Raw genomic sequence first — 21,761 nt, forward strand, 5'->3', positions numbered from 1 at the left:
CGCAGGAAACTGCCCCAGACAACACACCGCACGGAGTAATCATCATGCTGAGCCTTCACACCAACAACGCCGCCCTGTCCGCACAGAACTCGCTGTCCCGTACCCAGTCGACGCTGTCGACGTCGATGACCCGCCTGTCGACCGGCTACCGCATCAACTCTGCCATGGACGACGCTGCCGGCCTGCAGATCGCTACCCGCCTGAAGACGCAAACCAGCGGCATGCAAGTCGCCATGCGCAACACGCAGAATTCGATTTCCATGCTGCAGACCGCCGACGGCGCGCTGGACCAGACGACCAACATCCTGAACCGCATGAAGGACCTGGCAACCCAGGCCGCCGACGGTTCCTCGACCGCCGCCGACAAGACCGCGATGCAGGGTGAATACGACTCGCTGGCCGATGAGCTGACGAACATCTTCGGCAACACCAAGTTCGGCGGTACGGAACTGTTCAAGACCACCGGCGGCAAGCTCAATGCAGCGATCTCGTTCCAGATCGGTGCCGATTCCGCCGAAAAGCTGGACGCCGACTTCATCACCGAACTGGGTGCCGCCACGGATGGCACCTCGGGTATCGCCAGCGTCTCCGCCCGCTTCAGCGCCGACAACGTCCCGCCTGGCGGCGTGGGCACCGAGCTGACCGCCTCGGCCAACGCCACCATCTCGAAGCTGGCCACCGCGATCGACTCCGTTTCCGCCCTGCGCTCGAAGATCGGTGCCGTGTCGAACCGCCTGGACCACGTGAACAGCAACCTGTCGAACATCTCGACCAACACCAAGGCCGCCGCTGGCCGGATCATGGACGTCGACTTCGCCACCGAATCGGCTTCGATGACGTCGAACCAGATGCTGCTGCAAGCCGGTACCGCCATGCTGAAGCAGTCGAACAGCCAGTCCTCGCTGGTCATGTCCCTGCTGCAGTAATCACGAAGACTGCGCCGGCCCCGGCCAAGGGGGCGGCGCCGCACAGGGCCAACCGGACACGGTTGGCTTTTTTTTTATCCACCCATGATAAGCTGCTGCAATGGCCATCGACCGAGTAATCCCCGCCGGCGCGGCGCTGACGATTCCAGACCGGAATGCCCGCGAACGACCGGGCCAGCCGATGCCGGCGCCGCGGCCCGCATCCGCGCCCGCATCTTCCCCCTCACCTGCGCACCCATCCACGCAAACGCCTTCCGCGCCGCCGTTCGCCAATCCCCACGCCGTCCACGACGAGCCGGCCCATGCGCCAGCCGGGTCCGCGCCGGGCGGGTTCGACGTGGACTTGCCGGGTGCCGTCGGCGCCCTGCTCGAAGCAATGGAAGGCAAAGGGTCTACGGTTCCGGCGGCGCTGGCGCGCACGCTGGCGGCCCAGGCGGTGCTTGCCGAGGCCGCGTCGATGCAGCCCAACCAGTTGTTCATGTCGCGCCAGATGGTCTGGCATGCGCCGGACCCGTCGGCCCTGGCCGCCTCGTGGATGGCGATGATCCAGACCTATGGCCAGCAGCGTGCCGCGCTGGCCGCACAGTCGCGGGGCCGCAACGTACCGGCCGGCCTGTTCCAGTCGGACGGGGTGCCGCAGGTGCTGCGCGATGGTGGCATGCCGCGGCAGCTGGTCTCGGAACTCGATGCCTGGCGCTTCGCCGTGTATGCCTGGGGCGCCGAGAAACTCGTCCTGCGCGTCGTGACCCGCGATCCGGATGAAGAAGACGGGCAGGCGCAGCGGCACCGCCGCATCGCGCTCCGGCTGGAAGTGCACCTGCCCGAGCTGGGCAAGGTCGTGTTGCAGATGGAACCGGCGGAAGGCGGTGGCGTCGTGCTGGAGATCGGCGCGGCCCAGGCAGGCGCGATGCAGCACATGCGCGCCCAGTTGCCGGAGATCGGCAACATCGCCAGCCGGTGCGGCGTGCGCATCCTGCGCGTGCGGCTGATGCGGGCGCTGCCCCCGCCCGGCCTGGCGCAGCCGGAACGCCACCAGCTGGCCGCGCTGACGGCGCCGGTGTTCCGGGCCATGGCCGAAGTGGCGGTGCTGCTGTCGCAACCGCAGCGCTCGGACGATCAGTTCATCGCCGCTTCAGGCGCCGGCGCACCACGCTGACCACGGCACTTCCTGTCCCGGCACGCCTTGTCGAAGGAGCCATCACCCGACGGTGCCGATGATCGACACCTCGCGGTTTTCCGGGATTTCGTTGTAGGACAGCACGTGCAGGCCGGGGGCAAACAGCCGGGCGTAGCGGGCCAGCAATGGCCGGATCTGCGGCAGCACCAGCAGCAGCGGCGGCGTGCCCTGCTGCTTCATCTGCTCGCGCGCGACCGGCATGTTCACCTGGAGCTGGCCCAGCAGGTGCGGGTCGATCGGATAATTGTCGAGCACCACCTTGCCGGACTGGCGCGCCTGGTTCAGCGAACCCAGCAGCATGTTCTCCAGTTCGCCGCCCAGGTTAAAGGCCAGCAATTCCTTGCGCTGGCCGAACAGCGCGGCGACGATCTGGCGCCGCAGCGCGCAGCGCACCTCGGCCGCCAGCAGGATCGGATCTTTCGTGGTTTCCGCACTGTCCAGCAAGGTGGTGGCGATCGGCACGATATCCTTCAGCGACACGTTCTCGGCCAGCAGCACGCGGAACACGCGCAGCAGCTGCGTGTGCGTCATCGCCTTGTCCAGCGCGGAGCCCAGCTTCGGCGCCAGCGCCGTGAGGCGTTCGAGCACGGCGGCCACGTCGTCGTGCCGGAACAGCTCGGGCAGGTATTCGCGGACCAGTTTCGACAGGTGCGTGGCGATCGCGCTGGGCGCTTCCACCACCTGGTAGCCCAGCCCCAGCGCCTGCGCCTTGTCGCCCGGCTCGATCCAGACGACGGGCATGCCGTAGGCCGGTTCCACGCCGGGGATGCCATCGATCTGGCCATACAGGTTCGGCGACGGAATCGCCATCAGCCGGTCGGGGAACACCTCGGCCTGGGCGATCACGGCGCCGCCCAGCACCACCGAATACTGCGACGGCTTCAGGCCCAGGTCGTCGCGCACCCCGATCGGCGGCAGCACCAGGCCCATCGCCTCCGACAGGCTTTGCCGCACACCGCGCACGCGCTTGGTCAGCACCTCGCCGTGCGCCTTGTCGACCAGGCCGACGAGTTTATAGCCCAGCATGACCTGCAGCGGATGCACCACCGGCAGGCTTTGCCACTCCAGTTCCGGGGTCTTTTCCTCGCGCAGCACCGCCTCGATGGCTTCCAGCTGCCGGGTGTCCGGCGGCGCCACGGCGCGCTGCTGCATGCGCCAGCCCACATAGGCCAGCGCACCGGCGAACGACAGGAACGGCAGCCATGGCATGCCGGGCACGACGCCCATGATGACCATCAGGCCGGCGGCCGAGTACAGCACGCTCGGATTGGCCAGCAGCTGGATGCTGACTTCCTCCTCGAAGTCGCCCGCGTCCGACACGCGGGTAACGATGATCGCCGCCGCGGCCGACAGCAGCAGGGCCGGGATCTGCGCCACCAGACCATCGCCGATCGTCAGCAGCGCATACTGGCGGAACGCGTCGCCGAAGCCCATGCCCTGCATGATCGAACCGATCGCCACGCCGCCGACGAGGTTGATGATGAGGATCAGGATCGAGGCGATCGCATCGCCGCGCACGAACTTCGAGGCGCCGTCCATGGCGCCGTAGAAGTCCGCTTCCATCGCCACTTCCTTGCGGCGCAGCTGGGCCTTGTCCTGGTTGATCAGGCCCGCGTTCAGGTCGGCGTCGATGGCCATCTGCTTGCCGGGCAGCGCATCGAGGGTGAAGCGCGCCGACACTTCCGAGATCCGCTCGGCGCCTTTCGTGACGACGGCGAAGTTGATGATCATCAGGATCACGAACACCACCAGGCCGACCACGAAATTGCCGCCGATGACGACGTTGCCGAATGCTTCGACCACCGCGCCGGCGGCATGCGTGCCCTCGTGGCCATGCAGCAGCACCACGCGGGTGGACGCCACGTTCAGCGTCAGCCGCAGCATCGTGGTCAGCAGGATCACGGTGGGGAACACCGAGAAGTCCAGCGGGCGCTTGGCCTGCACCGAGACCAGGATCACGATCAGCGACAGCACGATGTTGAAGGTGAACAGCACGTCGAGCAGGATCGGCGGCAGCGGCAGGATGATCATCGCAAGGATGGACATCACGAACAGCGGCGTGGCGAACTTGTGGCGGCGCAGTTCGGCCACCAGGGAGTTCAGGAAATTCATGTCTGCGAAGCCTCACTCATCGATGTTGGTACCACGATCTGGTCGGGGAAGTCGGGGCGGGCCTGGCGGCCGCCGGTACGGAAAGCCTTCATCTGGAACACGTAGTGCAGCACCTGCGATACCGCCTGGTACAGCGGCACGGGAATCTGCTGGTTGACCTGGGCCGTATTGTAGATGGCGCGCGCCAGCGGGGCCAGGCGCAGCACCTCGATATCGTGCTCCTCGGCGATCAGGCGGATGTACTGCGCCAGTTCGTCGACGCCCTTGGCCACCACGAACGGCGCCTCGGCGCGCTTGTCGTCGTACTTCAGGGCGACCGCATAGTGTTCCGGGTTGACGATCACCACGTCGGCGGTCGGTACCGTCTTGCGCGCGGCGCGCTGCGACATGGCCCGCTGCAGCTGGCGGATGCGCCCCTTCACTTCTGGGCGCCCTTCGCTGCTCTTGTGCTCTTCCTTCAGGTCCTGCTTGCTCATGCGCTGGTTCTTGGCGAAGAAGAAGGCCTGCGCCGGCACGTCGATCACGGCGAACAGGATGAAGATCACCACCATCGACATCACGCCATCGAGCATCAGCGCGGCGCCTTCGGTCATCGCCCGCTGCATCGGCAACGCCTGCAGCTGCGTGTACTGGTTCAGCGTGGAGCGCGCCATGTGCACCAGCACGGCGATCAGGATGCCGACCTTGACGATCGACACGCCCAGCTCGAACATGGCCTTGCCGCCGAACAGCCGGCCCAGGTTCGACACGGGATTCATCTTGGAGAACTTCGGCATCAGGTTCTTCGTGCTGAACATCCAGCCGCCCGGCAGCATCGACGACAGCACGATGAACAGGGGCACCACGAACAGCGGCGCCACCATCTTGACGAGCAGGATGCTCGATTCGTAGAACACGTCCGACATCGCGTTCATCAGCACGTCGCCGCCGTCGTCCATGCGGATGAAGCTGGCCGCGAAGATGGTGCGGAAGTGCTCCAGGTAATCGGGCAGCAGGTACACGAACAGGCGCAGGCTGACCAGGATGCCGATCGCCGTCGCCAGGTCCTTCGAGCGGGTGACCTGCCCTTCCTCGCGCGCCTTCTTCAGCTTCTGCTGTGACGCCTTCTCGGTCTTGTCGCCGCTATCGGCCATTGCGCCTGGCCTCCTCCGCCGTCATCTGCTGCTGGATCATGGCCAGCACCTGGCTCGTCATGCGCGTGTAATGGTCGGGAATGAAGCGCACCAGCTGGCCCAGCATCAGCAGGCCGAACAGCGTGATCACGGAAAAACCCAGCGAGAACAGGTTCAGCGACGGCGCCACGCGGTTCAGGAAGCCGAAACCGATCTGCACCACCACCGTCGAGAACACCACCGGGATGGCCAGCAGCATCGCCGCCGAGAACACCCAGGCCACGTTCCAGGCCACGGTCTGCAGCAGCAGCGGGCCATAGCCGGCACCCGGCGGCCAGGCCTTGAAGCTGGCCCCGATCACGCCGATGATGACAAGGTGGCCGTCGATGGCGAAGAACACGATGATCGACAGCATCGACAGCAGCGTCGAGATCACGTCCGACGACGAGCCGTTCAGCGGGTCGTTCATCACCGCCATCGAGAAACCCACCTGCGACGACACCACGAAGCCCAGCACGCCGATCGCGGCCATGGCGAAATAGAACGCCAGCCCCAGCACGAAGCCGATGATGGCCTGTTCGATGGTGGCCACCACCATCGCCAGCGTAAACGGATCCTCGATGACCTGCGCCTTGCCCGTCACCGGCAGCATCATCACGGCGAGCGCCACCGAGACGAGCACCCGGATCATCACCGGCACCATCGCCTCGCCCAGCACCGGGGCGGCCGACAGCAGCGCCATCGACCGCACGAACGGCCACCACAGCGCGTTCATCAGGGGCAGCAGGTTGGCGAGGACCTGTTCCATCCTGGCGGGTCAGCCGACCAGCGTGGCCGCGCGGGTGAAGATCGACACGCAGTAGTCCATCAGGTAGCCGGCCATCCAGCGCCCGGTGATGATGATGGCCAGCAGCGTGATCAGCAGCTTCGGCAGGAACGACAGCGTCTGTTCATTGATCTGCGTGGCGGCCTGGAACAGCGCCACGACGAGACCCGCGGCCAGGCCCGGCACCACCAGCACCAGCACCAGCACCATCGTGATATGCAGGGCCTCGGCCACCAGGTCGACGGCCACGTCGGGAGTCAGCATAGTTGTACTTTTCGGTTAGCTAATACGCCTGGATACTGGTGACGAGGGTGTTCACCGTCAGCGTCCAGCCATCCACCAGCACGAACAGCAGCAGCTTGAACGGCAACGAGATCACCAGCGGCGACAGCATCATCATGCCCATCGCCATCAGCACCGACGACACCACCAGGTCGATGATCAGGAATGGAATGAACAGCATGCAGCCGATCTGGAACGCCGTCTTCAGCTCGGACAGCACGAAGGCCGCCAGCTTCACGGGAAAGCCGTGCTGCATCGGGTTCGCCACGTTCTGTTCGCCGGCCAGCGTGGCGATCTGCCGCAGCGCGGCCTTGCTGGTCTGGGCCAGCATGAAGCGGGACACCGGCTGCTCGGCGATGCGCAGCGCATCCTGCAGGCCGATGCGGTCCTGGTCGTAGGGCACGAACGCATCGCGCCACACCTGGTCCCCGATCGGCTTCATCACCAGCAGGGTCAGGATCAGCGCGATGCCGGTGATGATCCGGTTCGGCAAGCCCTGCTGCAGGCCCAGCGCCGAACGCAGCAGCGACAGCACGATGACGAAGCGGGTAAAGCTCGTCATCATCATGACCAGCACGGGCAGCAAGCCCAGCAGGGTCATGACGACCAGGATCTGCATCTTCACCGACAGGTCGGTGCGCGCGCCGGGCACCACGCCGGCCAGCAGGTCGGGCGTGTTCGCTTCCTGGGCGAAGGCCAGCGCGGGCAGCAGGAACGCCAGCATGAGCGCAAGGCCCAGCGCAGGAACCAGCACCTGCGCAGTCTTCATGACAGGCGCCAGGGCGGCCCGCGTCGCGAACGCCCGGCGCGGCGTTACCGGTGCGGCGCCGGCAGCGCGGGTTTCCAGCGCGCCGGCGCGCATCATGAGGTCATCATGTCGAGATTGAGCCCGTCCAGGTCGATCACCTTCAGGCCGTAGTTCTCGCCCGCCACCACCACTTCGGCACGCCCGATCGCGGTGCCGTTCACCTTGATGACCAGCGGCTCGCCGGCCAGCGCGTCCAGTTCCACCACGCTGTCCGGGCCGATGTTCATCAGGTCCTGCAGGGAAATGCGCGCCGATCCCACTTCCAGGGTCAGCGTCACGGGGATCTTGCGCATCATTTGCGGCAGGTCGCGGCGCGGCGCGAGCGGCGCCTGGGTGAAGTCACCGGCCATCGGGCTGGGCACCGGTTCGATGATCATCTCTTCGGTGTCGTCGAGCAGCGCGTCGTTGTTTCCGTTTTCGTTCATCATGGTCATTCGATGTCTTCAAAAGAGGTCAGGCACAGTTTTCCCTTGTGCTCGGTCACCGCGGCCGTGTACAGCCGCGAATCCTCGAGCATCACGTCTGCCCTGTCCAGGCTGACCGGAATCACGTCGCCGATCCGCAGGTCGAACAGCGCGCCCAGCGTGACTTCCTTGCTGACCAGCTGCCCGGCCAGCGTCACCTGCAGCCGCTGCGCCAGCGGCACCGCCGGCTTCGGAGCTTGTCCGCCGGCGCCCCGGCCTGTTTCACGCTGCGGCGCCAGGCCATGCAGCACGTCCGATATCAAATGCTTATCCAGTGCAAACCATACCCTGCCTGACAGTTCCCCGGCGCGCACATTCATCGTGATGAGCCACGTGCCCTTGCCCGGCTGGCCGCCGGCGGCGGGCGCGGCGGGCGGCAGCGGCGCGGCCAGCGGCTGGCCGCCGGGCAGGCTGGCGGCGATGCGCGAACCCACCACATGCGCTAGCTGTTGCCCCAACGCAACGCCCAGCCGTTCTTCGGTGGCCGTCACGCGCACTTGGCCCGGGTCGGCGGCCGGCGCCGGCGCGCCGGCCTTGGCCGAGCCGTAGCGCTGGTCCAGCACGGCCAGCAGGAGCACCCGTTCGATCGCGAAGGCGATCACGCCACTGCCCGCGGCGAAGTACTGCCAGCGGGTGCGCGGCTCGCTGCCTGTCAATTGCGAAAAGCCCACCTGCTCGACCTCGGCCGCGCCCCAGTAGCGGCGGCTCGCGGGCTGGCGCAGGGCGGCGGCGAGGTCGTCGCGCAACTGGGCAGCGAAGTGCGGCAGGCGGTGAACCGGGCGGCCCAGCAGGCTCGGATCCAGTACCTGGTGCGGTGCGGTGGTGGTCAGCGTGGTCATGGTCTTGTTTTCCCTCTGCACGCCACATCGTAGCGCAAATGCGCGCGAACACCACGAAGGGTCCGTGCAGGGCACGTAGCATAACCGAATTCGTTGCGTATTGCCACGCATCAATACCGCGCACGATTGAAATGGGCCTTTACAGCGTTGTTGCCACGCGGTAAGCTTCTTTCTGTCGGGCGTCAATTAATGCTGCTACTCAGCAATTAGCGGCAGTTAATCAGGTTGATGCTTAGTGCATGATTTTTAACGAGTTTTGCCACGATTTCAAGTTTCTTACATGAGAAACAACGCAGCGCAACTAAACGTTCCTGGCCAATAACGACCGAGTGACCCATTTAAAACGGCCATGCTTTTTAATTCCGCCAACGCGGAGCGAGAAAATCGGAAGTTTTTCTTTGTGAGTATCAAGTTGCAGCGCTGGCGACCGATACCCACAAGCAAGTCGGCAGCAAGAATTGATGATGTGTAGCAATTCTTGCTGTCCCCCCGGCCCCCCCGGCGGTAGGACGAAGTTCAACGTTGTATTCAAGTGGAGATGGCAGATGGCAAATGATATCGGCGGCATGATCAAGGCGGACCTGGCGGCACTCACCAATGCCGCTTCCGACCTCGCCAGCCAGGCGGGCGCGATTGCGCCGGCCATGCAGTTCGACGCACAGTCCGGCGCCCATGCCGGGCAATCCGGCGGTTTCGCCGACGCAATGATGAGCGCTGTCTCCAGCGTGAACGCGGCCGACAAGGCTGCGGGTGAAAAAATGGCCGATGTCGACGCCGGCCGCAGCGACGACCTGGTAGGCGCCATGATGGCCAGCCAGGAAGCCAGCCTCTCGTTCTCGATGCTGATGCAAGTTCGCAACAAAGTGATGGGCGCCGTCGACGAGCTCATCAAGCTGCCGCTGTAAGCAGTCGCCGCCAGCCACACCTTTCTCCGCAGTACCCTTCACCGCGAAAGACCCGACGTGATCAACACCCTTAAGTCCGCTTATGGGCGCTGGCGCGGCAATGGCGCCACCGCCATGCCCCCTGCCCTCGTCAAGAACCTGTACCCGATGCTGATGCTGGCTGTCGGCGTGACCGCCATCGTGCTGATGTTCCTCTGGAAGGACCAGTCCGGCTACAAGGCCGTCTTCGGCGCCCGCGAAAAAGTCGTCGCGGCCGACATGATGACCGTGCTCGATGCCGAGCAGATCGCCTACCGCATCCACCCGGACAGCGGCCAGGTGCTGGTGCCGGAATCGGAACTGGGCAAGGTGCGCATGCTGCTGGCGTCGAAAGGCGTGACCGCGCAGCTGCCGGCAGGCCTGGAGCTGATGGACAAGAACGATCCGCTGGGCGTGTCGCAGTTCGTGCAGGACGTGCGCTTCCGCCGCGGCCTGGAAGGCGAACTGTCGCAAAGCATCATGACGCTCGATGCGATCGCCTCGGCCCGGGTCCACCTGTCGATCGCCAAGTCGACCTCGTTCGTGTCGTCGGACGGTGAAAAGTCGTCCGCCGCCGTCGTGATCGGCCTGAAGCCGGGCCGCACGCTGTCGCCGGAACACATCGCCGCCGTGGTCAACATGGTGGCCGGTTCGGTCGCCAGCCTGGACCCGACCCGCGTCAGCCTGGTGGACCAGGCCGGCAACCTGCTGAGCTCGCATGTCGACCTGTCCGACGGATTCGACGCGAACGCCGCCGGCAACGAAGGCCAGAAGAACATCCAGGACGGTATCAAGAACAACATCCGCGGCCTGCTGGGCCCGATCGTCGGCGACGACAACTTCAAGGTCAGCGTCACCGCCACGGTGGACAACGACAAGGTCGAGGAAACGGTCGAGAAGTTCGGCGAAGCGCCGAAGGTCACCAGCGAAGCGATGCGCGAAGAGCAGGACCGCAACCGCATGGTGATGGGTGTGCCGGGCACGCTGTCGAACCGCCCGCCGGCTGAAGCCGCTCCGGCAGCGCCAGGCGCCGACGGTGCCCCGGCCCAGCAGCCGGATGGCTCGGCCCGCAAGAATGCAACCACGCGCCAGTACGCCTACGATCGCAGTATCGTGCAGACGAAACGTGCCCGTGGCCGCCTGGAACGCCAGAACGTGGCGATCGTGCTGGCCCAGTCCGCCGCCGCCGACCCGAAAACGGGCTGGAGCGCCGCCGAGCTGAGCAATATCGACAAGGTGCTGCGCAACGGCCTGGGCATCAATGACGAGCGTGGCGATACGCTGGTGGTGTCGGCGATGCGCTTCCCGGCCAAGGCGGCGCCGGTGCAGTGGTGGGAAGAACGCGACAACATCGTCGACATCGGTGGCTGGATCAGCTACGCGCTGGCCGCGCTGCTGGGTTACTTCCTGATCCTGCGTCCGCTGCTGAAACTGCTGACGAACAGCCTGGCACCGGCCGCCCCGGTACCGACCGCGATCGGCACCCGCACCGGCGGCGAACGCCGGGCCGGCGAAGCGAATGTGCTGCCGGGCACGGTGGAAGCACTGCCGGCAGGCAGCACCGCCCCGGCCGCCCTGGCCGCGGACCTGGCTGGCGGCGCCGTGATCCCGGCAGGCGAAGCCGGCGCGATCGCCGTCCAGCCGCTGCTGGAGAACTACGACCTGCCGCCCGCCGGTTCGCCGGTCGACGTGATGGTCGATCACCTGAAGGTTCTGGCCGAGAAAGAGCCGGAGCGTGTTGCGGAAGTCGTCAAACAGTGGATGCAGAAAAATGGCCGAGCTCAATAACATGAACGCGAATCTGAACGATCTGGCACCTGCCGAAGGTGCGACCCTTTCCCCCGTCGAGCAGGCTGCCATCGTGCTGCTGTCGATCGGCGAGGAACAGGCGGCGGCCGTGCTGCGCTGCCTGTCCCGCGAGGAGCTGCTGGAAGTCACGCAAGTCATGTCGCGCATGAGCGGCATCAAGGTCGAATCCGTCAAGGGCGCGATCCAGACCTTCTTCGACGACTACCGCCAGCAGTCCGGCGTGCACGGCGCCTCGCGCCAGTACCTGAAGCGCTCGCTGGACCTGGCGCTGGGCGGCGACATCGCCAACACCGTGCTGAACAATATCTACGGCGACGAACTGCGCCCGAAGATGGCGCGCCTGCAGTGGGCCTCGCCGAAGTGGCTGGCCGACTACATCGCCAACGAGCACGTGCGCATCCAGGCCGTGTTCCTGGCCTTCCTGCCGCCGGCGCTGGCCGGCCAGATCATCGACGGCCTGCCTGTCGAAGGCCGCGACCTGGTGCTGCTGAGCCTGGCACGCCTGGACGAGATCGACCGCGACCTGCTGGCCGAGCTGGATGAACTGGTGGACCGCTGCCTGGCCTCGTTCGACATGCAGAGCACCAGCATCGAAGGCGTCAAGCAGGTGGCCGAGATCCTGAACCGCCTGCCGGGCAACCGCGCGCAGGTCGTGGAACTGCTGCGTGCGCACGATCCGTCGATCGTCGAGCAGATCGAACTGTCGATGTACGACTTCCTGATCCTGGCGACGCAGACCGAAGCGGTGCTGACCCGCCTCATCGAGGAAGTGCCGCTGGAACAATGGTCGATCGCCCTGAAGGGCGCCGAGCCGTCGATCCGCGACGCCGTGCTGAAGACCATGCCGAAGCGCCAGGCACAGGCATTCGAGGACATGATGCGCCGCGCCGGCCCGGTGCCGATGTCGCGCATCGAGGCGGCCCGCTCGGAAATCATGGCCACCGTCAAGGCCCTGGCCGATGCCGGCGAAGTCGAGGTACAGCTGTTCGCCGAGACGGTGGTCGAATGAAGCAATTCCGCCCTTATCGCTTCCCGCCGCTGTCGCACCACACGCCGCCCGCGGCGCGTGGTGACGGCACGGCAACGCCCGATCCTGCCGCATGGCAGGCATCGATCAGCGAGGGATTCGAACAGGGCCAGCGCGACGGCTACGAGATCGGGCTGCAGCGCGGCCAGGAAGAAGGTTTCGAAGCCGGCCGCGTGCAGGGCATCGCCCAGGGCCGCGAGGAAGGCCGCGCCGAGACCGCGGTGGCGATGGACGACCTGGCCCGCCCCATCGATGCGATGCTGAAAAGCCTGAAGAAACTGCGCAGCGACTATCGCGCCGCGCAGCGCAAGGAAGTGGTGGACCTGGTGGCCAAGGTGGCCCGTTCGGTGATCCGCGCCGAGCTGGCGCTGCAGCCGGTGCAGATCATGGCGCTGGTCGACGAGACGCTGGCATCGATGCCCCCGACCCGCGAAGACATCGACGTCTACCTGAACCCGGAAGAACTGAAGCGGGTATCGGAACTGGACCCGAAGCGCGCCAAGAAGTGGAACCTGATCGCCGATGCCAGCCTGGACCCGGGCGAATGCCGCATCCGCGCCGGCGACAACGAAGTCGATGCCGGCTGCACCCAGCGCCTGGCCGCCGTGATGGACCAGGTGGACAAACAGTTGCAGGCCGCCGATGGCGGCGATGAAGAAGAGAACGACGAATGATTGCAGACGCGCTGCGCAAGCTGGAACTGGATGCTGTACCGATGGCCACGCCCACCGGGCGGCTGGTCGGTGCCTCCGGCCTGTTGCTGGAGGCGGTCGGCTGCCCCCTGCACACGGGGCAGCGCGCCCGCATCGAAACGGTGGACGGCCAGTGGCTGGATGCCCAGGTGGTGGGCTTCCGCGACAAGGTGTCGTACCTGATGCCGTTCAAGAAGGCCACCGGCCTGCAGACGGGCGCCCGCGTGCTGCCCCAGCAGGAGAAGGCCACGCTGAAGATCGGCCAGGCCTGGCTGGGCCGCATGGTCAACGGCCTGGGCGAGCCGATCGACGGCATGGGCAAGCTGACCGGCGAGCACGAGCTGGACATGCATCCGCCACGCGTCAACCCGCTGCGCAAGAAGCCCGTGCACGAACCGCTCGACGTGGGCGTGCGGGCCATCAATTCCATGCTCACGCTGGGCAAGGGCCAGCGCGTGGGCCTGATGGCCGGCTCCGGCGTGGGCAAGTCGGTGCTGCTGGGGATCATGACGCGCCAGACCGTGGCCGATGTGGTGGTGGTGGGCCTGATCGGCGAGCGCTCGCGCGAAGTGCGCGAATTCATCGACCTGTCGCTGGGCGCCGAAGGCCTCAAGAAAGCCGTTCTGGTGATCGCGCCGGCCGATGAATCGCCGATGATGCGCGTGATGGCGACCGAGCTGTGCCATACGATCGCGGCGCATTACCGCGACCAGGGCAAGAACGTGCTGCTGCTGGTCGATTCGCTGACCCGCTATGCGATGGCGCTGCGCGAAGTCGCGCTGGCGCTGGGCGAACCGCCGGCCACCAAGGGTTATCCGCCATCGGTGTTCTCGAACCTGCCGCAGCTGGTGGAATCGGCCGGCAACGGCGAGCACGAGCACGGCTCGATGAGCGCCATCTACACGGTGCTGGCGGAAGGCGACGACCAGCAGGACCCGATCGTCGACACGGCGCGGGCCATCCTGGACGGCCACATCGTGCTGACGCGCTCGCTGGCCGAGCGTGGCCACTACCCGGCGATCGACGTGGGCCAGTCGATCAGCCGCTGCATGAACGGCATCATCAGCAAGGAACACATGCTGGCCGCGCGGTCACTGAAGGCGGCCATGGCCAAGCACGACCGCGTGCGCGACCTGATCCCGCTGGGCGCCTACGTACCGGGCGCCGATCCGGTGACGGACCGCGCGGTGCAGCTGAATCCCCACATCGAAAACTTCCTGTGCCAGGGCACCAAGGAAGACGCGCCGTACACCGGCTGCGTCGAAGGACTTGAAAGACTGATGAAATGAGCGACCGCCTGCTGATCCAGAACCTGACCTCGCTGGTCGCGCTGCGTAATACCCAGCTGGAAAAGCTGCAGGCGGCGCAAGCCGAGAAGGTCGCCACCGCCGAGCGCTACAAGAAAAACCTGGAGCGCCTGCACAGCCTGGCCACCAACAGCGGCGCCTCCGGCAGCCTGCCGCTGGCGCTGGCCGCCAACTGCGGCAACTACAAGCAGGCCGTGCTGGCGATGGCGGACAGCCACCGGCTCGACCTCACGATGCACGAGGCCGACATGGCGGTGTCGCAGCGCGCGCTGAACCAGGCCTATGTGAAATGCGAAGTGCTGGGCCAGGTGCTGGAAAAAAATGAAAAGGCGCTGGCCAGCAAGGGCGCCGTGCAGGAACGTAAAGTGCATGACGACCTGGCAACGCAAGTGTGGCTTCGTTCCCAAAAATAAGGCAAATAGATCCGTACGGAAATAAATTTCATGAGGAAAGGCTTTCTGTCGCCTTTCCCCAAGGTACACTCTCAATAATTTCCTCGGAGCACTAAAATGGCAACGACCGCACCTACCTACGATCCGAAGAGCACCGCCACCCAGCTGGCGACGCTGTCCATCCAGGCCCGCCAGTCCATCCTGACGACCCAGAACGACGTGGCCACGGCCACCGACAAGGCGCTGACGTCGCTGAAGTCGGCCATGTCGACGTTCGAAGGCGCGATGTCGACCCTGTCGATGAAGAAGACGGTGCTGGCCACGTCCGCCACGTTCAGCTCGCCCGTCGGTACGGCCACGGCCGGCATTTCGGCCACCGCCGGCACCTACTCGTTCTATGTCGAGCAGCTGGCCACGGCAAACCAGGCGCAGTACAGCAACCTCTCCGACACCACGCCGATGAGCGAGACCGGCACCATCAACATCAGCGTGGGCGGCACGACCTTCCCGGTCGACCTGACCCAGGCGGACACGAGCGGTGACGGCGTCCTGTCGATCAAGGAACTGGCCACGGCCATCAATGGCGCCGCCGGCAATACCTCGAAGGTGACCGCCTCGACGATGACGATCGGCGGCGTGCAGCAGCTGGTGCTGGCCTCGACCGAGACGGGCGCCGCCAACACGGTATCGATCGATGGCAGCGGCCTGCCCGCGGGCGCGCTGCAGGACGCGCTGGCCGATCCCGCCAACCGCGCCGACCTGACGGTGGCCCGGGATGCCGTGATCTACCTGGGCGAACAGGGTACCGGCACGCGCATCGAGCAAGCGTCGAACACCTTCACCGTGGTCGACGGCGTGTCGATGACGTTCACCAAGGCGCAGGCGCCGGGTGAAAGTCCGGTCAGCCTCACGGTGGCCACCGACACGGCCGCCACGACGGCCAACCTGCAGGGCTTCGTGGATGGCTGGAACAAGCTCGTCACCACGCTGAAATCGCTGACCGACGCCGGCAGCGTGAAGGATGGCACGTCGGCTGGCGTGTTCCACGCCGATGCCGGCCTGCAGGCATTGCAGACACGCATGCAGTCGGTGCTGCGCCAGCAGTCCGGCGGCCTGTCGATGGTCAATTTCGGCATCACCGGCAACCGCGACGGCACGCTGTCGCTGGACTCCGGCCGCCTGACCAAGGCGCTGGCCGCCAATCCGGGCGCGCTCGACCAGATCATGGGCAACAACGGCATCGGTACGCAGAGCGGCGTGATGGGCGAACTGGACAAGCTGCTGGGCGGCTGGACCGATATCACCTCAGGCCAGATCTCGAAACGCAGCGACGTCAATTCGCAGCTGCAGGAATCGCTGCTCGAACGCCAGTCCCGGCTCGACACGCAATACGAATCCGCTTACATCCGCTACCTGAACCAGTTTACGACGCTGCAGACACTGCAGGCGCAGATGGATAGCAATACCTCTATGTTCGACGCGATGTTCTCGAACGACGATTGACGCCGCGTCAAATCTCAATGGTGACTACATGATGAATCTCGATGCCTACGGCGAATACCACGCGACCAACCTCGACGCGCAGACCGCGCGCGCTTCACCGGTCGAACTGGTGCTCGTGCTGACCGATGGCCTGCTGGAAGAGCTGGCGCGCGCGCGCGGCCATATCGCCGGCCGGCGCTACGAGCAGAAGGCGGTCAGTCTCGACAAGTGCACGCAAATCATCAACGGCCTGTCCAGCTCGCTGGACTTCGACAATGGCGGCGAAGTCGTCGCCAACCTGGGCCGTCTTTATGACTATTGCGCGGCGCGTCTGTACCGTGCCGGCATCGATCTCGATCCCGCCATCATCGATGAAGTGGTCGGCCTGCTGTCGACCATCAAGCAGGGCTGGCTCGGCGTGCAGGCCAAGCATGGCTAGGCTACAGCAACTGCAGCGCCTGGCGCAGGATGTCGCCGCGGCGGCCGCCGCCGCCGAATGGAAGGCGCTGGCTGCACTGAACATCCAGCTGTCGGCGGCCCTGCCGGCGATGGCGGCCCAGGGCCCGTGGTCGCCCGCCGAGCGTGCCGCGCTGGCCGCGTTGCGCGAGCAGCATCGGCAGGCGGTACAAAAGGTCGGCGCGGCCAGCGCGGACCTGGGCAAGCAACTGCAACAGATGAATACCCATAAAGAGGGCTGGCTGGCCTATGCCCTCGACAATGACTTTGCCGGAAACCAAGCATGATGATGACGATCCCTTCCGCGCCGGGTGGCGCGGCCGCGGCGCCTGGCGCGCAGTCTGCCATTATTTCGGGCGACGCCGCTTTTGCTGCAACGCCTGCCACGGTGGAAGGCGTGCCGACCGGCACGCCCGAGGATGCCGGCCTGCCGATGATGTTCGCCCAGCTGTTCGACGCGGCCGCACTGGCGATGCCCGCCGGCACGGCCGCGACCGCTGACGGCGCTGGCGAGCCCGCCTCGGAGGCCAGCGCCGCCGAAGCCCCTGCCGAGCAGGCCACCGCGGAAGTACCGCTGGCGGCGATGATGCCGGCACTGCCGTTCGCCCTCCCCGCACAGGCCGCCGCGGCCATGGCGGTCAATCTCGCCCAGGTGGCCAATGGCGCCGATGCCCCGGCCGGCCGGGAGCGCAACATTGCGCCCGCCGGGTCGGCCACCGCGCCGGCCGCGGGCACGGCCTCGCCCGACAGCGCACTGGTGCAGGCACGCGGTATCGCCCTGACCGGCGCGATCCCTGGCCAGGCCGCCGGCGTCACGCTGCCGGCAGCCGGCGCGGACAGTGCGCGCCAGGCTGCCGCCGATGCGATCACTGCCGCCGCTGCCGCCGTCACGGCGCCCCAGGCGGCGCAGGCGCGGCTGGCGACCGGCGACGCGATGGCGTTGCGCATGAATGCCATGCCGTTCCGCTTCGCGGCCGATCGCGACAGCGCTGCCGCACGTACCGTGGCTGCGATGCCCACCGTGGCGCCCGCGCAAGGCAATGCGGCACAGGCGGCCAGCGTCGCGCCGGCCGCCGTGCTGGCCGGCCAGGACGGCATGGCCCAGCCTGGCGCTGAAGGCCAGTCCGGCCAGCCCCAGGGTGACAGCCAGGCAAGCTTCCGCGGCGTAATGGCTGCGGCGGCACCCGCTGCCGGCGCCGCCGCGCCCGCCGATACGGTCCGGCTGGCGGGCACGCCGGAGCAGTGGCAGCAGCCGCTGCGCGCCGCGCTCGGCGATCGTTTACAAGTTACCCTTCAGAAAGGGAACGATCAAGCCGTTATACGCCTTGAGCCGCCCAATCTGGGCAGCATCGAGATCTCGATCCGCCAGACCGCCGGCGCGCTGCATGTCAGCATGTCGGCCACCAACAGCGAAGTCGTGCGCCAGCTGAACGCGGTGGGCGATTCGATGCGCCAGGATTTGTCGCAACGCCAGCAAGGCGATGTGGCCGTGACGGTCTCGCAAGCTTCATCGCGCTCGCTGGCAGACAGCGAAGGCCGCGGCCGCCAGCCCGAGCGGGAAGCAGAACAGCAGCGTGAACAGCGCGGTCCAGGCCGCGCGCTGAACGAGGGCAACGATACCAACACCACCTTCGCGATGCTGCGGGAGTAAGCGTTAAATGAACAAGAAACTCATCATGATCATCCTTGGCGTCGCACTGGTCTGCGGCGGCGGTGCCGGCGCGGCCGTGTGGTTCCTGGCGCCCAAGGCCGATGCCGCCGAGGCTGCCCACGGCGAGGACAAGACCGCCAAGAAGAAGAAAAAGAAGGAAGACGAGGAAGAAGTCGGTCCGCTCAAGTACCTGACCGTCGACAAGGTCATCGTCATGCTGCGCCGCTCGCCGAACGAAGCCGTGCCGCACTACCTGTCGGCCGACCTCGTGGTTGCCACCCCGGTCAAGCTGGAAAAGGAAGCCAAGGAACATCTGCCGCTGCTGCGCAGCGTGGCGGTGCGCACGCTGTCGGGGCTGCCGATGGACAAGGCGCAGGCAATGACGATCGACGAATACGCCGAAGCGCTGAACAAGGCGTTCGAGGCCGAGTACGAGAAAGACGAGCGCGAGCAGCCGTTCAAGGAAGTCATGATCGGCAAGCTGATCCTGGAGTAAGGGGCCGATATGGTATATGCAGCAACCGAATCCTCCGCCGGGAATTACGGCGGCGGCTATGCCGATGGCTATGGCGAAAGCTATGGCGAAACCTACGAAGTGCGCGCGGCCGCGCAGGCCCTGTCGCCCGCGGCCGAGCAGAAACACCTGATGTCGTATGCACCGCTGGTGAAGAAGATCGTGCGCCAGCTGAACTCGCAGGTGGGCGGCGCGATCGACCGCGAAGACATGGAGCAGATCGGCCTGATGGGCCTGCTCGAAGCACTGCGCCGCTATGGCGAACCGGATGCCGCCTTCGGCAGCTTCGCCAGCCTGCGCATCCGCGGCGCGATCCTCGACGAGCTGCGCCGCCAGGACTGGCGTCCCCGCGCGGTGCGCCAGCAAAGCCACAAACTGCGCGACGGCGTGCGCGCCCTCACCCGCAAGCTGGGCCGCGAACCCAGCGAGCAGGAAGCCATTGCCGGCCTGGGCATCACGGCCGACGAGTACATGGCGTACCAGCTCGATGAAAATGCCGAGGTGATGGCCAGCTTCGACGACCTGCTGCAGGAAGGCGCCGCCGAAGGCAGTGCCGGCAGCGCGCCCAGCCCGGAAGAGCAGCTGATGGTCCGGCGCAGCCTGGAACAGGCCCTGAACGGCTTGAATGAACGCGAGCAGCGCGTGGTGCAGATGTACTACGAGTTCGAGCTCAGCTACAAGGAAATCGCCGCCGTGCTGGAATTGACGGATGCGCGCGTGTGCCAGCTGAACAAGGCGGCCCTGAACAAGATGAAAGCCGTGCTGCAGGGTTGACCCGCCGGCACAGATAAAGGAATTCACCATGCAGCAAATTGTCGGCCTTATCATTATTTTCGGCAGCGTCTTCGGCGGCTACATCCTGATGGGCGGCACCTTCGCCGCCATCTGGCACCCGATCGAGATCCTGGTGATCGCCGGTGCCGGCGCCGGCGCGCTGGTGCTGGGCAATCCCGGCCACATCCTGCACGAGCTGGCGCACCAGCTGAAGAAGATCATCGTGCGCAAGAAATACGACTCCGAATTCCAGCGCCAGCTGCTGCTGCTGATGTACGAACTGCTGCAACTGGCCGCCGGCGGCCTGAAGGCGCTGGACGCGCACGTCGAGGCACCGAAGGACAGCGCGATCTTCCAGCGCTACCCTTCCGTGCTGGAAGAGCCGAAGCTGCTGGCGTTCATCGTCGACAACTTCCGCCTGATGGCCATGGGCAAGATCAACGCGCACGAGCTGGAAGGCGTGCTGGAGCAGGAACTGGAACTGATCCACGAAGAGTTGACGCAGCCGGCCAAGTCGCTGGGCAAGATCGGTGAAGCCATGCCGGGCTTCGGCATTCTGGCCGCCGTGCTGGGCATCGTGATCACCATGGGTACCGTGGGCGGCGGCGCCTCGTCAGGCGAGATCGCCGAAAAGGTCGGCGCGGCGATGGTCGGTACCTTCATCGGCATTTTCCTGTGCTATGGCTTGATCGACCCGATCTGCAACATGCTCAAGCAGCTGGTCAGCGAGGAAGCCGGCGCGCTGGAATCGGTGAAGGTGGTGCTGGTCACGCACGTATCCGGCAAACCGCCGCTGCTGGCGATCGACGCCGGCCGGCGCCTGGTGCAGTTGAATACCAAGCCGAGCTTTGCCCAGCTGGAAAGCTGGATCAACGCGATGGAAAGTGGCGAAAGTGGAGGCGGCCGTGCAAAAGCCGCATGAGAAACACCATGAAACCACCATCGTCAAGCGCAGCGGCGGCAAGCATGCGCACGACGATCACGGCGGCGCATGGAAGGTGGCCTTCGCGGACTTCTGCCTGGCCCTGATGTGCCTGTTCCTGGTGCTGTGGCTGATGGCGGCGCGCAATACCGAGAGCCTGGAGCAGATCCTTACACAGTCCGATGGCAACCGGACCGACCAGGGCAAGGGCGTGATGCCGGAAGCGGTGGGCGGCCCGCGCGGCAGCCTGATCGAGCGTTTCCCGATGCCGCGTACCGGCAACTCGGACGTGGAAGGCCGCGAAGAACAGAGTACCCAGCAAAACCCGCAGCAGGCGCCGGAAAAGGTGGCTTACGAAACGCGCGATGACCTGGCCCTGCTGGCCAAGGCGCTGCAGCAGATGAGCCACGACGCTGGCCTGAAAAGCAACCTGGAATCGGTGATTACGCCGTATGGTCTTCGTGTCATGTTGCACGATACCGACAAGCAAGGCATGTTTGTGCGCGGTAGTGCAGTGCCCACCGGCAAGTTCCAGTCGCTTTTGCGTAAAATGGGACCCTTGTTTGCACGCATGAAGAACCAGATGCTGATCGTCGGCCACACGGATTCGTTACAATACGAAGATACCAGCCACGCCGCGTTCTCCAACTGGAACCTGTCGTCGAACCGCGCCATGTCCGCGCGGGCTCAACTGCTTGCCGGCAGCATGCCGGCCGACAGCGTGCTGCAGGTGGTCGGCATGGCCGACCGTGCTCCCCTCAATACGAAACATGCCAGGGCCGGGGTCAACCGCCGCATCGAGTTGCTGATCCTGACGAGCAGCCAGGCCAATGCGATTGCCGGCATGTTCGGCATGCCGGGCAACACCGAAGCGGTCGCTCCGGGCGTCGAGACGGAACTGCCCGATGCCGCCGAGTTGAAGCAGCTGCGCAGCAAGATGCAGCCGGCGGGAGGTTAACGGACATGGCGATCGAAACCAAGTCAAGAGGTCAACGTATGCGAATTTCCAGTGGAACCCCAGGCGTGATGCCGGTACAGACCGTTACCGACACGGCCCCGGCGGAGGCGCCCAAGGCAGCCGCCCCGGCGGCCAGCGCGCCGCTGCAGTCTTCCGTGCTCCAGCCCGCCATGCAGGCGATGAAGGAGATGCCCGACTTCGACCATGCCAAGGTGGCGATGTTGCGCGACGCGCTCGCCAAGGGCGAGCTGCCATTCAACGCCGGCAAGCTGGCCGGCATGATCCAACGTTTCCACGGGGGCCAGTGA

The 21,761-nt window shown here is 65.8% G+C and carries 24 protein-coding genes; 17 read left to right on the forward strand and 7 right to left on the reverse strand.

Annotated elements, in window-relative coordinates; translation table 11 throughout:
* Positions 1-44 precede the first annotated feature (44 nt).
* Both OU994_RS21195 and OU994_RS21200 read left to right on the forward strand, forming a co-directional pair.
* Positions 45-926 (forward strand): flagellin, encoded by an 882-nt coding sequence (locus OU994_RS21195; protein WP_281607535.1) that lies wholly within the window; start codon positions 45-47, stop codon positions 924-926.
* 100 nt (positions 927-1,026) lie between these two features.
* Entirely contained in the window at positions 1,027-2,082 is a 1,056-nt protein-coding gene (locus OU994_RS21200; RefSeq protein ID WP_281607536.1) for a hypothetical protein, read from the forward strand.
* Positions 2,083-2,124: 42 nt separating this feature from the next.
* Here the strand turns inward: OU994_RS21200 and OU994_RS21205 are convergent, their stop codons facing one another.
* The 7 genes from OU994_RS21205 to OU994_RS21235 form a co-directional block, all read right to left on the reverse strand.
* On the reverse strand, positions 2,125-4,215 hold the full coding sequence (locus OU994_RS21205) for a flagellar biosynthesis protein FlhA (RefSeq protein ID WP_281607537.1): 2,091 nt from the start codon (positions 4,213-4,215) through the stop codon (positions 2,125-2,127).
* A complete protein-coding gene (locus tag OU994_RS21210; RefSeq protein ID WP_281607538.1) occupies positions 4,212-5,348 on the reverse strand; it encodes a flagellar biosynthesis protein FlhB in 1,137 nt (378 codons plus the stop codon). The genes OU994_RS21205 and OU994_RS21210 overlap by 4 nt, the downstream gene beginning before the upstream one ends.
* Entirely contained in the window at positions 5,338-6,135 is a 798-nt protein-coding gene (locus OU994_RS21215; RefSeq protein ID WP_281607539.1) for a flagellar biosynthetic protein FliR, read from the reverse strand. Before OU994_RS21215 ends, OU994_RS21210 begins: the two co-directional genes overlap by 11 nt.
* A 9-nt stretch (positions 6,136-6,144) precedes the next feature.
* Entirely contained in the window at positions 6,145-6,417 is a 273-nt protein-coding gene (gene fliQ / locus OU994_RS21220) for a flagellar biosynthesis protein FliQ (protein WP_131145210.1), read from the reverse strand.
* A gap of 19 nt (positions 6,418-6,436) precedes the next feature.
* Entirely contained in the window at positions 6,437-7,159 is a 723-nt protein-coding gene (gene fliP / locus OU994_RS21225; RefSeq protein ID WP_281611684.1) for a flagellar type III secretion system pore protein FliP, read from the reverse strand.
* 137 nt (positions 7,160-7,296) lie between these two features.
* Positions 7,297-7,671 (reverse strand): FliM/FliN family flagellar motor switch protein, encoded by a 375-nt coding sequence (locus OU994_RS21230; RefSeq protein WP_131149000.1) that lies wholly within the window; start codon positions 7,669-7,671, stop codon positions 7,297-7,299.
* Positions 7,672-7,673: 2 nt separating this feature from the next.
* The gene (locus OU994_RS21235) at positions 7,674-8,546 is read right to left on the reverse strand and encodes a FliM/FliN family flagellar motor switch protein (RefSeq protein WP_281607540.1); all 873 of its coding nucleotides are present in this window, start codon (positions 8,544-8,546) and stop codon (positions 7,674-7,676) included.
* Between the two features lie 545 nt (positions 8,547-9,091).
* Between OU994_RS21235 and OU994_RS21240 the strand changes: the two genes are divergently transcribed.
* The 15 genes from OU994_RS21240 (at position 9,092) to flgM (ending at position 21,761) form a co-directional block, all read left to right on the forward strand.
* Positions 9,092-9,451, forward strand: a complete 360-nt coding sequence (locus tag OU994_RS21240; RefSeq protein WP_131145208.1) for a flagellar hook-basal body complex protein FliE — start codon at positions 9,092-9,094, stop codon at positions 9,449-9,451.
* Positions 9,452-9,508: 57 nt separating this feature from the next.
* On the forward strand, positions 9,509-11,257 hold the full coding sequence (gene fliF, locus OU994_RS21245; RefSeq protein WP_281607541.1) for a flagellar basal-body MS-ring/collar protein FliF: 1,749 nt from the start codon (positions 9,509-9,511) through the stop codon (positions 11,255-11,257).
* A complete protein-coding gene (locus OU994_RS21250; protein WP_131145206.1) occupies positions 11,241-12,287 on the forward strand; it encodes a flagellar motor switch protein FliG in 1,047 nt (348 codons plus the stop codon). Before fliF ends, OU994_RS21250 begins: the two co-directional genes overlap by 17 nt.
* The gene (fliH, locus tag OU994_RS21255; protein ID WP_131145205.1) at positions 12,284-12,979 is read left to right on the forward strand and encodes a flagellar assembly protein FliH; all 696 of its coding nucleotides are present in this window, start codon (positions 12,284-12,286) and stop codon (positions 12,977-12,979) included. Before OU994_RS21250 ends, fliH begins: the two co-directional genes overlap by 4 nt.
* Positions 12,976-14,286 (forward strand): flagellar protein export ATPase FliI, encoded by a 1,311-nt coding sequence (gene fliI, locus OU994_RS21260; protein WP_131145204.1) that lies wholly within the window; start codon positions 12,976-12,978, stop codon positions 14,284-14,286. The genes fliH and fliI overlap by 4 nt, the downstream gene beginning before the upstream one ends.
* Complete coding sequence (locus OU994_RS21265; protein ID WP_131145203.1) at positions 14,283-14,717, forward strand: flagellar FliJ family protein; 435 nt, start codon at positions 14,283-14,285, stop codon at positions 14,715-14,717. Before fliI ends, OU994_RS21265 begins: the two co-directional genes overlap by 4 nt.
* Positions 14,718-14,813: 96 nt before the next feature.
* Complete coding sequence (fliD, locus tag OU994_RS21270; protein ID WP_281607542.1) at positions 14,814-16,199, forward strand: flagellar filament capping protein FliD; 1,386 nt, start codon at positions 14,814-14,816, stop codon at positions 16,197-16,199.
* A 28-nt stretch (positions 16,200-16,227) separates the two neighbouring features.
* A complete protein-coding gene (gene fliS, locus OU994_RS21275) occupies positions 16,228-16,617 on the forward strand; it encodes a flagellar export chaperone FliS (protein WP_131145201.1) in 390 nt (129 codons plus the stop codon).
* On the forward strand, positions 16,610-16,921 hold the full coding sequence (locus OU994_RS21280) for a hypothetical protein (protein WP_281607543.1): 312 nt from the start codon (positions 16,610-16,612) through the stop codon (positions 16,919-16,921). The genes fliS and OU994_RS21280 overlap by 8 nt, the downstream gene beginning before the upstream one ends.
* Positions 16,918-18,285: a flagellar hook-length control protein FliK gene (locus tag OU994_RS21285; protein ID WP_281607544.1), complete on the forward strand. Its 1,368-nt coding sequence runs from the start codon at positions 16,918-16,920 to the stop codon at positions 18,283-18,285. The genes OU994_RS21280 and OU994_RS21285 overlap by 4 nt, the downstream gene beginning before the upstream one ends.
* Positions 18,286-18,292: 7 nt before the next feature.
* Entirely contained in the window at positions 18,293-18,781 is a 489-nt protein-coding gene (gene fliL / locus OU994_RS21290; RefSeq protein ID WP_281607545.1) for a flagellar basal body-associated protein FliL, read from the forward strand.
* Between the two features lie 9 nt (positions 18,782-18,790).
* Positions 18,791-19,573: a FliA/WhiG family RNA polymerase sigma factor gene (locus OU994_RS21295; protein WP_131145197.1), complete on the forward strand. Its 783-nt coding sequence runs from the start codon at positions 18,791-18,793 to the stop codon at positions 19,571-19,573.
* A gap of 28 nt (positions 19,574-19,601) precedes the next feature.
* A complete protein-coding gene (gene motA, locus OU994_RS21300) occupies positions 19,602-20,495 on the forward strand; it encodes a flagellar motor stator protein MotA (protein ID WP_281607546.1) in 894 nt (297 codons plus the stop codon).
* Complete coding sequence (locus OU994_RS21305) at positions 20,479-21,453, forward strand: flagellar motor protein MotB (protein ID WP_281607547.1); 975 nt, start codon at positions 20,479-20,481, stop codon at positions 21,451-21,453. Before motA ends, OU994_RS21305 begins: the two co-directional genes overlap by 17 nt.
* 5 nt (positions 21,454-21,458) lie before the next feature.
* On the forward strand, positions 21,459-21,761 hold the full coding sequence (flgM, locus tag OU994_RS21310; RefSeq protein WP_131145194.1) for a flagellar biosynthesis anti-sigma factor FlgM: 303 nt from the start codon (positions 21,459-21,461) through the stop codon (positions 21,759-21,761).

The sequence above is a fragment of the Pseudoduganella sp. SL102 genome (assembly GCF_027856995.1).
GTDB lineage: Bacteria > Pseudomonadota > Gammaproteobacteria > Burkholderiales > Burkholderiaceae_D > Rugamonas > Rugamonas albidiflava.

Bases quoted from the DNA above. Each gene is read 5' to 3' on its own strand.
- OU994_RS21195 (WP_281607535.1), top strand. From the start codon at position 45: ATGCTGAGCCTTCACACCAACAACGCCGCCCTGTCCGCACAGAACTCG.
- OU994_RS21200 (WP_281607536.1), top strand. From the start codon at position 1,027: ATGGCCATCGACCGAGTAATCCCCGCCGGCGCGGCGCTGACGATTCCA.
- OU994_RS21205 (WP_281607537.1), bottom strand. From the start codon at position 4,215: ATGAATTTCCTGAACTCCCTGGTGGCCGAACTGCGCCGCCACAAGTTC.
- OU994_RS21210 (WP_281607538.1), bottom strand. From the start codon at position 5,348: ATGGCCGATAGCGGCGACAAGACCGAGAAGGCGTCACAGCAGAAGCTG.
- OU994_RS21215 (WP_281607539.1), bottom strand. From the start codon at position 6,135: ATGGAACAGGTCCTCGCCAACCTGCTGCCCCTGATGAACGCGCTGTGG.
- fliQ (WP_131145210.1), bottom strand. From the start codon at position 6,417: ATGCTGACTCCCGACGTGGCCGTCGACCTGGTGGCCGAGGCCCTGCAT.
- fliP (WP_281611684.1), bottom strand. From the start codon at position 7,159: ATGCTGGCGTTCCTGCTGCCCGCGCTGGCCTTCGCCCAGGAAGCGAAC.
- OU994_RS21230 (WP_131149000.1), bottom strand. From the start codon at position 7,671: ATGATGAACGAAAACGGAAACAACGACGCGCTGCTCGACGACACCGAA.
- OU994_RS21235 (WP_281607540.1), bottom strand. From the start codon at position 8,546: ATGACCACGCTGACCACCACCGCACCGCACCAGGTACTGGATCCGAGC.
- OU994_RS21240 (WP_131145208.1), top strand. From the start codon at position 9,092: ATGGCAAATGATATCGGCGGCATGATCAAGGCGGACCTGGCGGCACTC.
- OU994_RS21250 (WP_131145206.1), top strand. From the start codon at position 11,241: ATGGCCGAGCTCAATAACATGAACGCGAATCTGAACGATCTGGCACCT.
- fliH (WP_131145205.1), top strand. From the start codon at position 12,284: ATGAAGCAATTCCGCCCTTATCGCTTCCCGCCGCTGTCGCACCACACG.
- fliI (WP_131145204.1), top strand. From the start codon at position 12,976: ATGATTGCAGACGCGCTGCGCAAGCTGGAACTGGATGCTGTACCGATG.
- OU994_RS21265 (WP_131145203.1), top strand. From the start codon at position 14,283: ATGAGCGACCGCCTGCTGATCCAGAACCTGACCTCGCTGGTCGCGCTG.
- fliD (WP_281607542.1), top strand. From the start codon at position 14,814: ATGGCAACGACCGCACCTACCTACGATCCGAAGAGCACCGCCACCCAG.
- fliS (WP_131145201.1), top strand. From the start codon at position 16,228: ATGATGAATCTCGATGCCTACGGCGAATACCACGCGACCAACCTCGAC.
- OU994_RS21280 (WP_281607543.1), top strand. From the start codon at position 16,610: ATGGCTAGGCTACAGCAACTGCAGCGCCTGGCGCAGGATGTCGCCGCG.
- OU994_RS21285 (WP_281607544.1), top strand. From the start codon at position 16,918: ATGATGATGACGATCCCTTCCGCGCCGGGTGGCGCGGCCGCGGCGCCT.
- fliL (WP_281607545.1), top strand. From the start codon at position 18,293: ATGAACAAGAAACTCATCATGATCATCCTTGGCGTCGCACTGGTCTGC.
- OU994_RS21295 (WP_131145197.1), top strand. From the start codon at position 18,791: ATGGTATATGCAGCAACCGAATCCTCCGCCGGGAATTACGGCGGCGGC.
- motA (WP_281607546.1), top strand. From the start codon at position 19,602: ATGCAGCAAATTGTCGGCCTTATCATTATTTTCGGCAGCGTCTTCGGC.
- flgM (WP_131145194.1), top strand. From the start codon at position 21,459: ATGGCGATCGAAACCAAGTCAAGAGGTCAACGTATGCGAATTTCCAGT.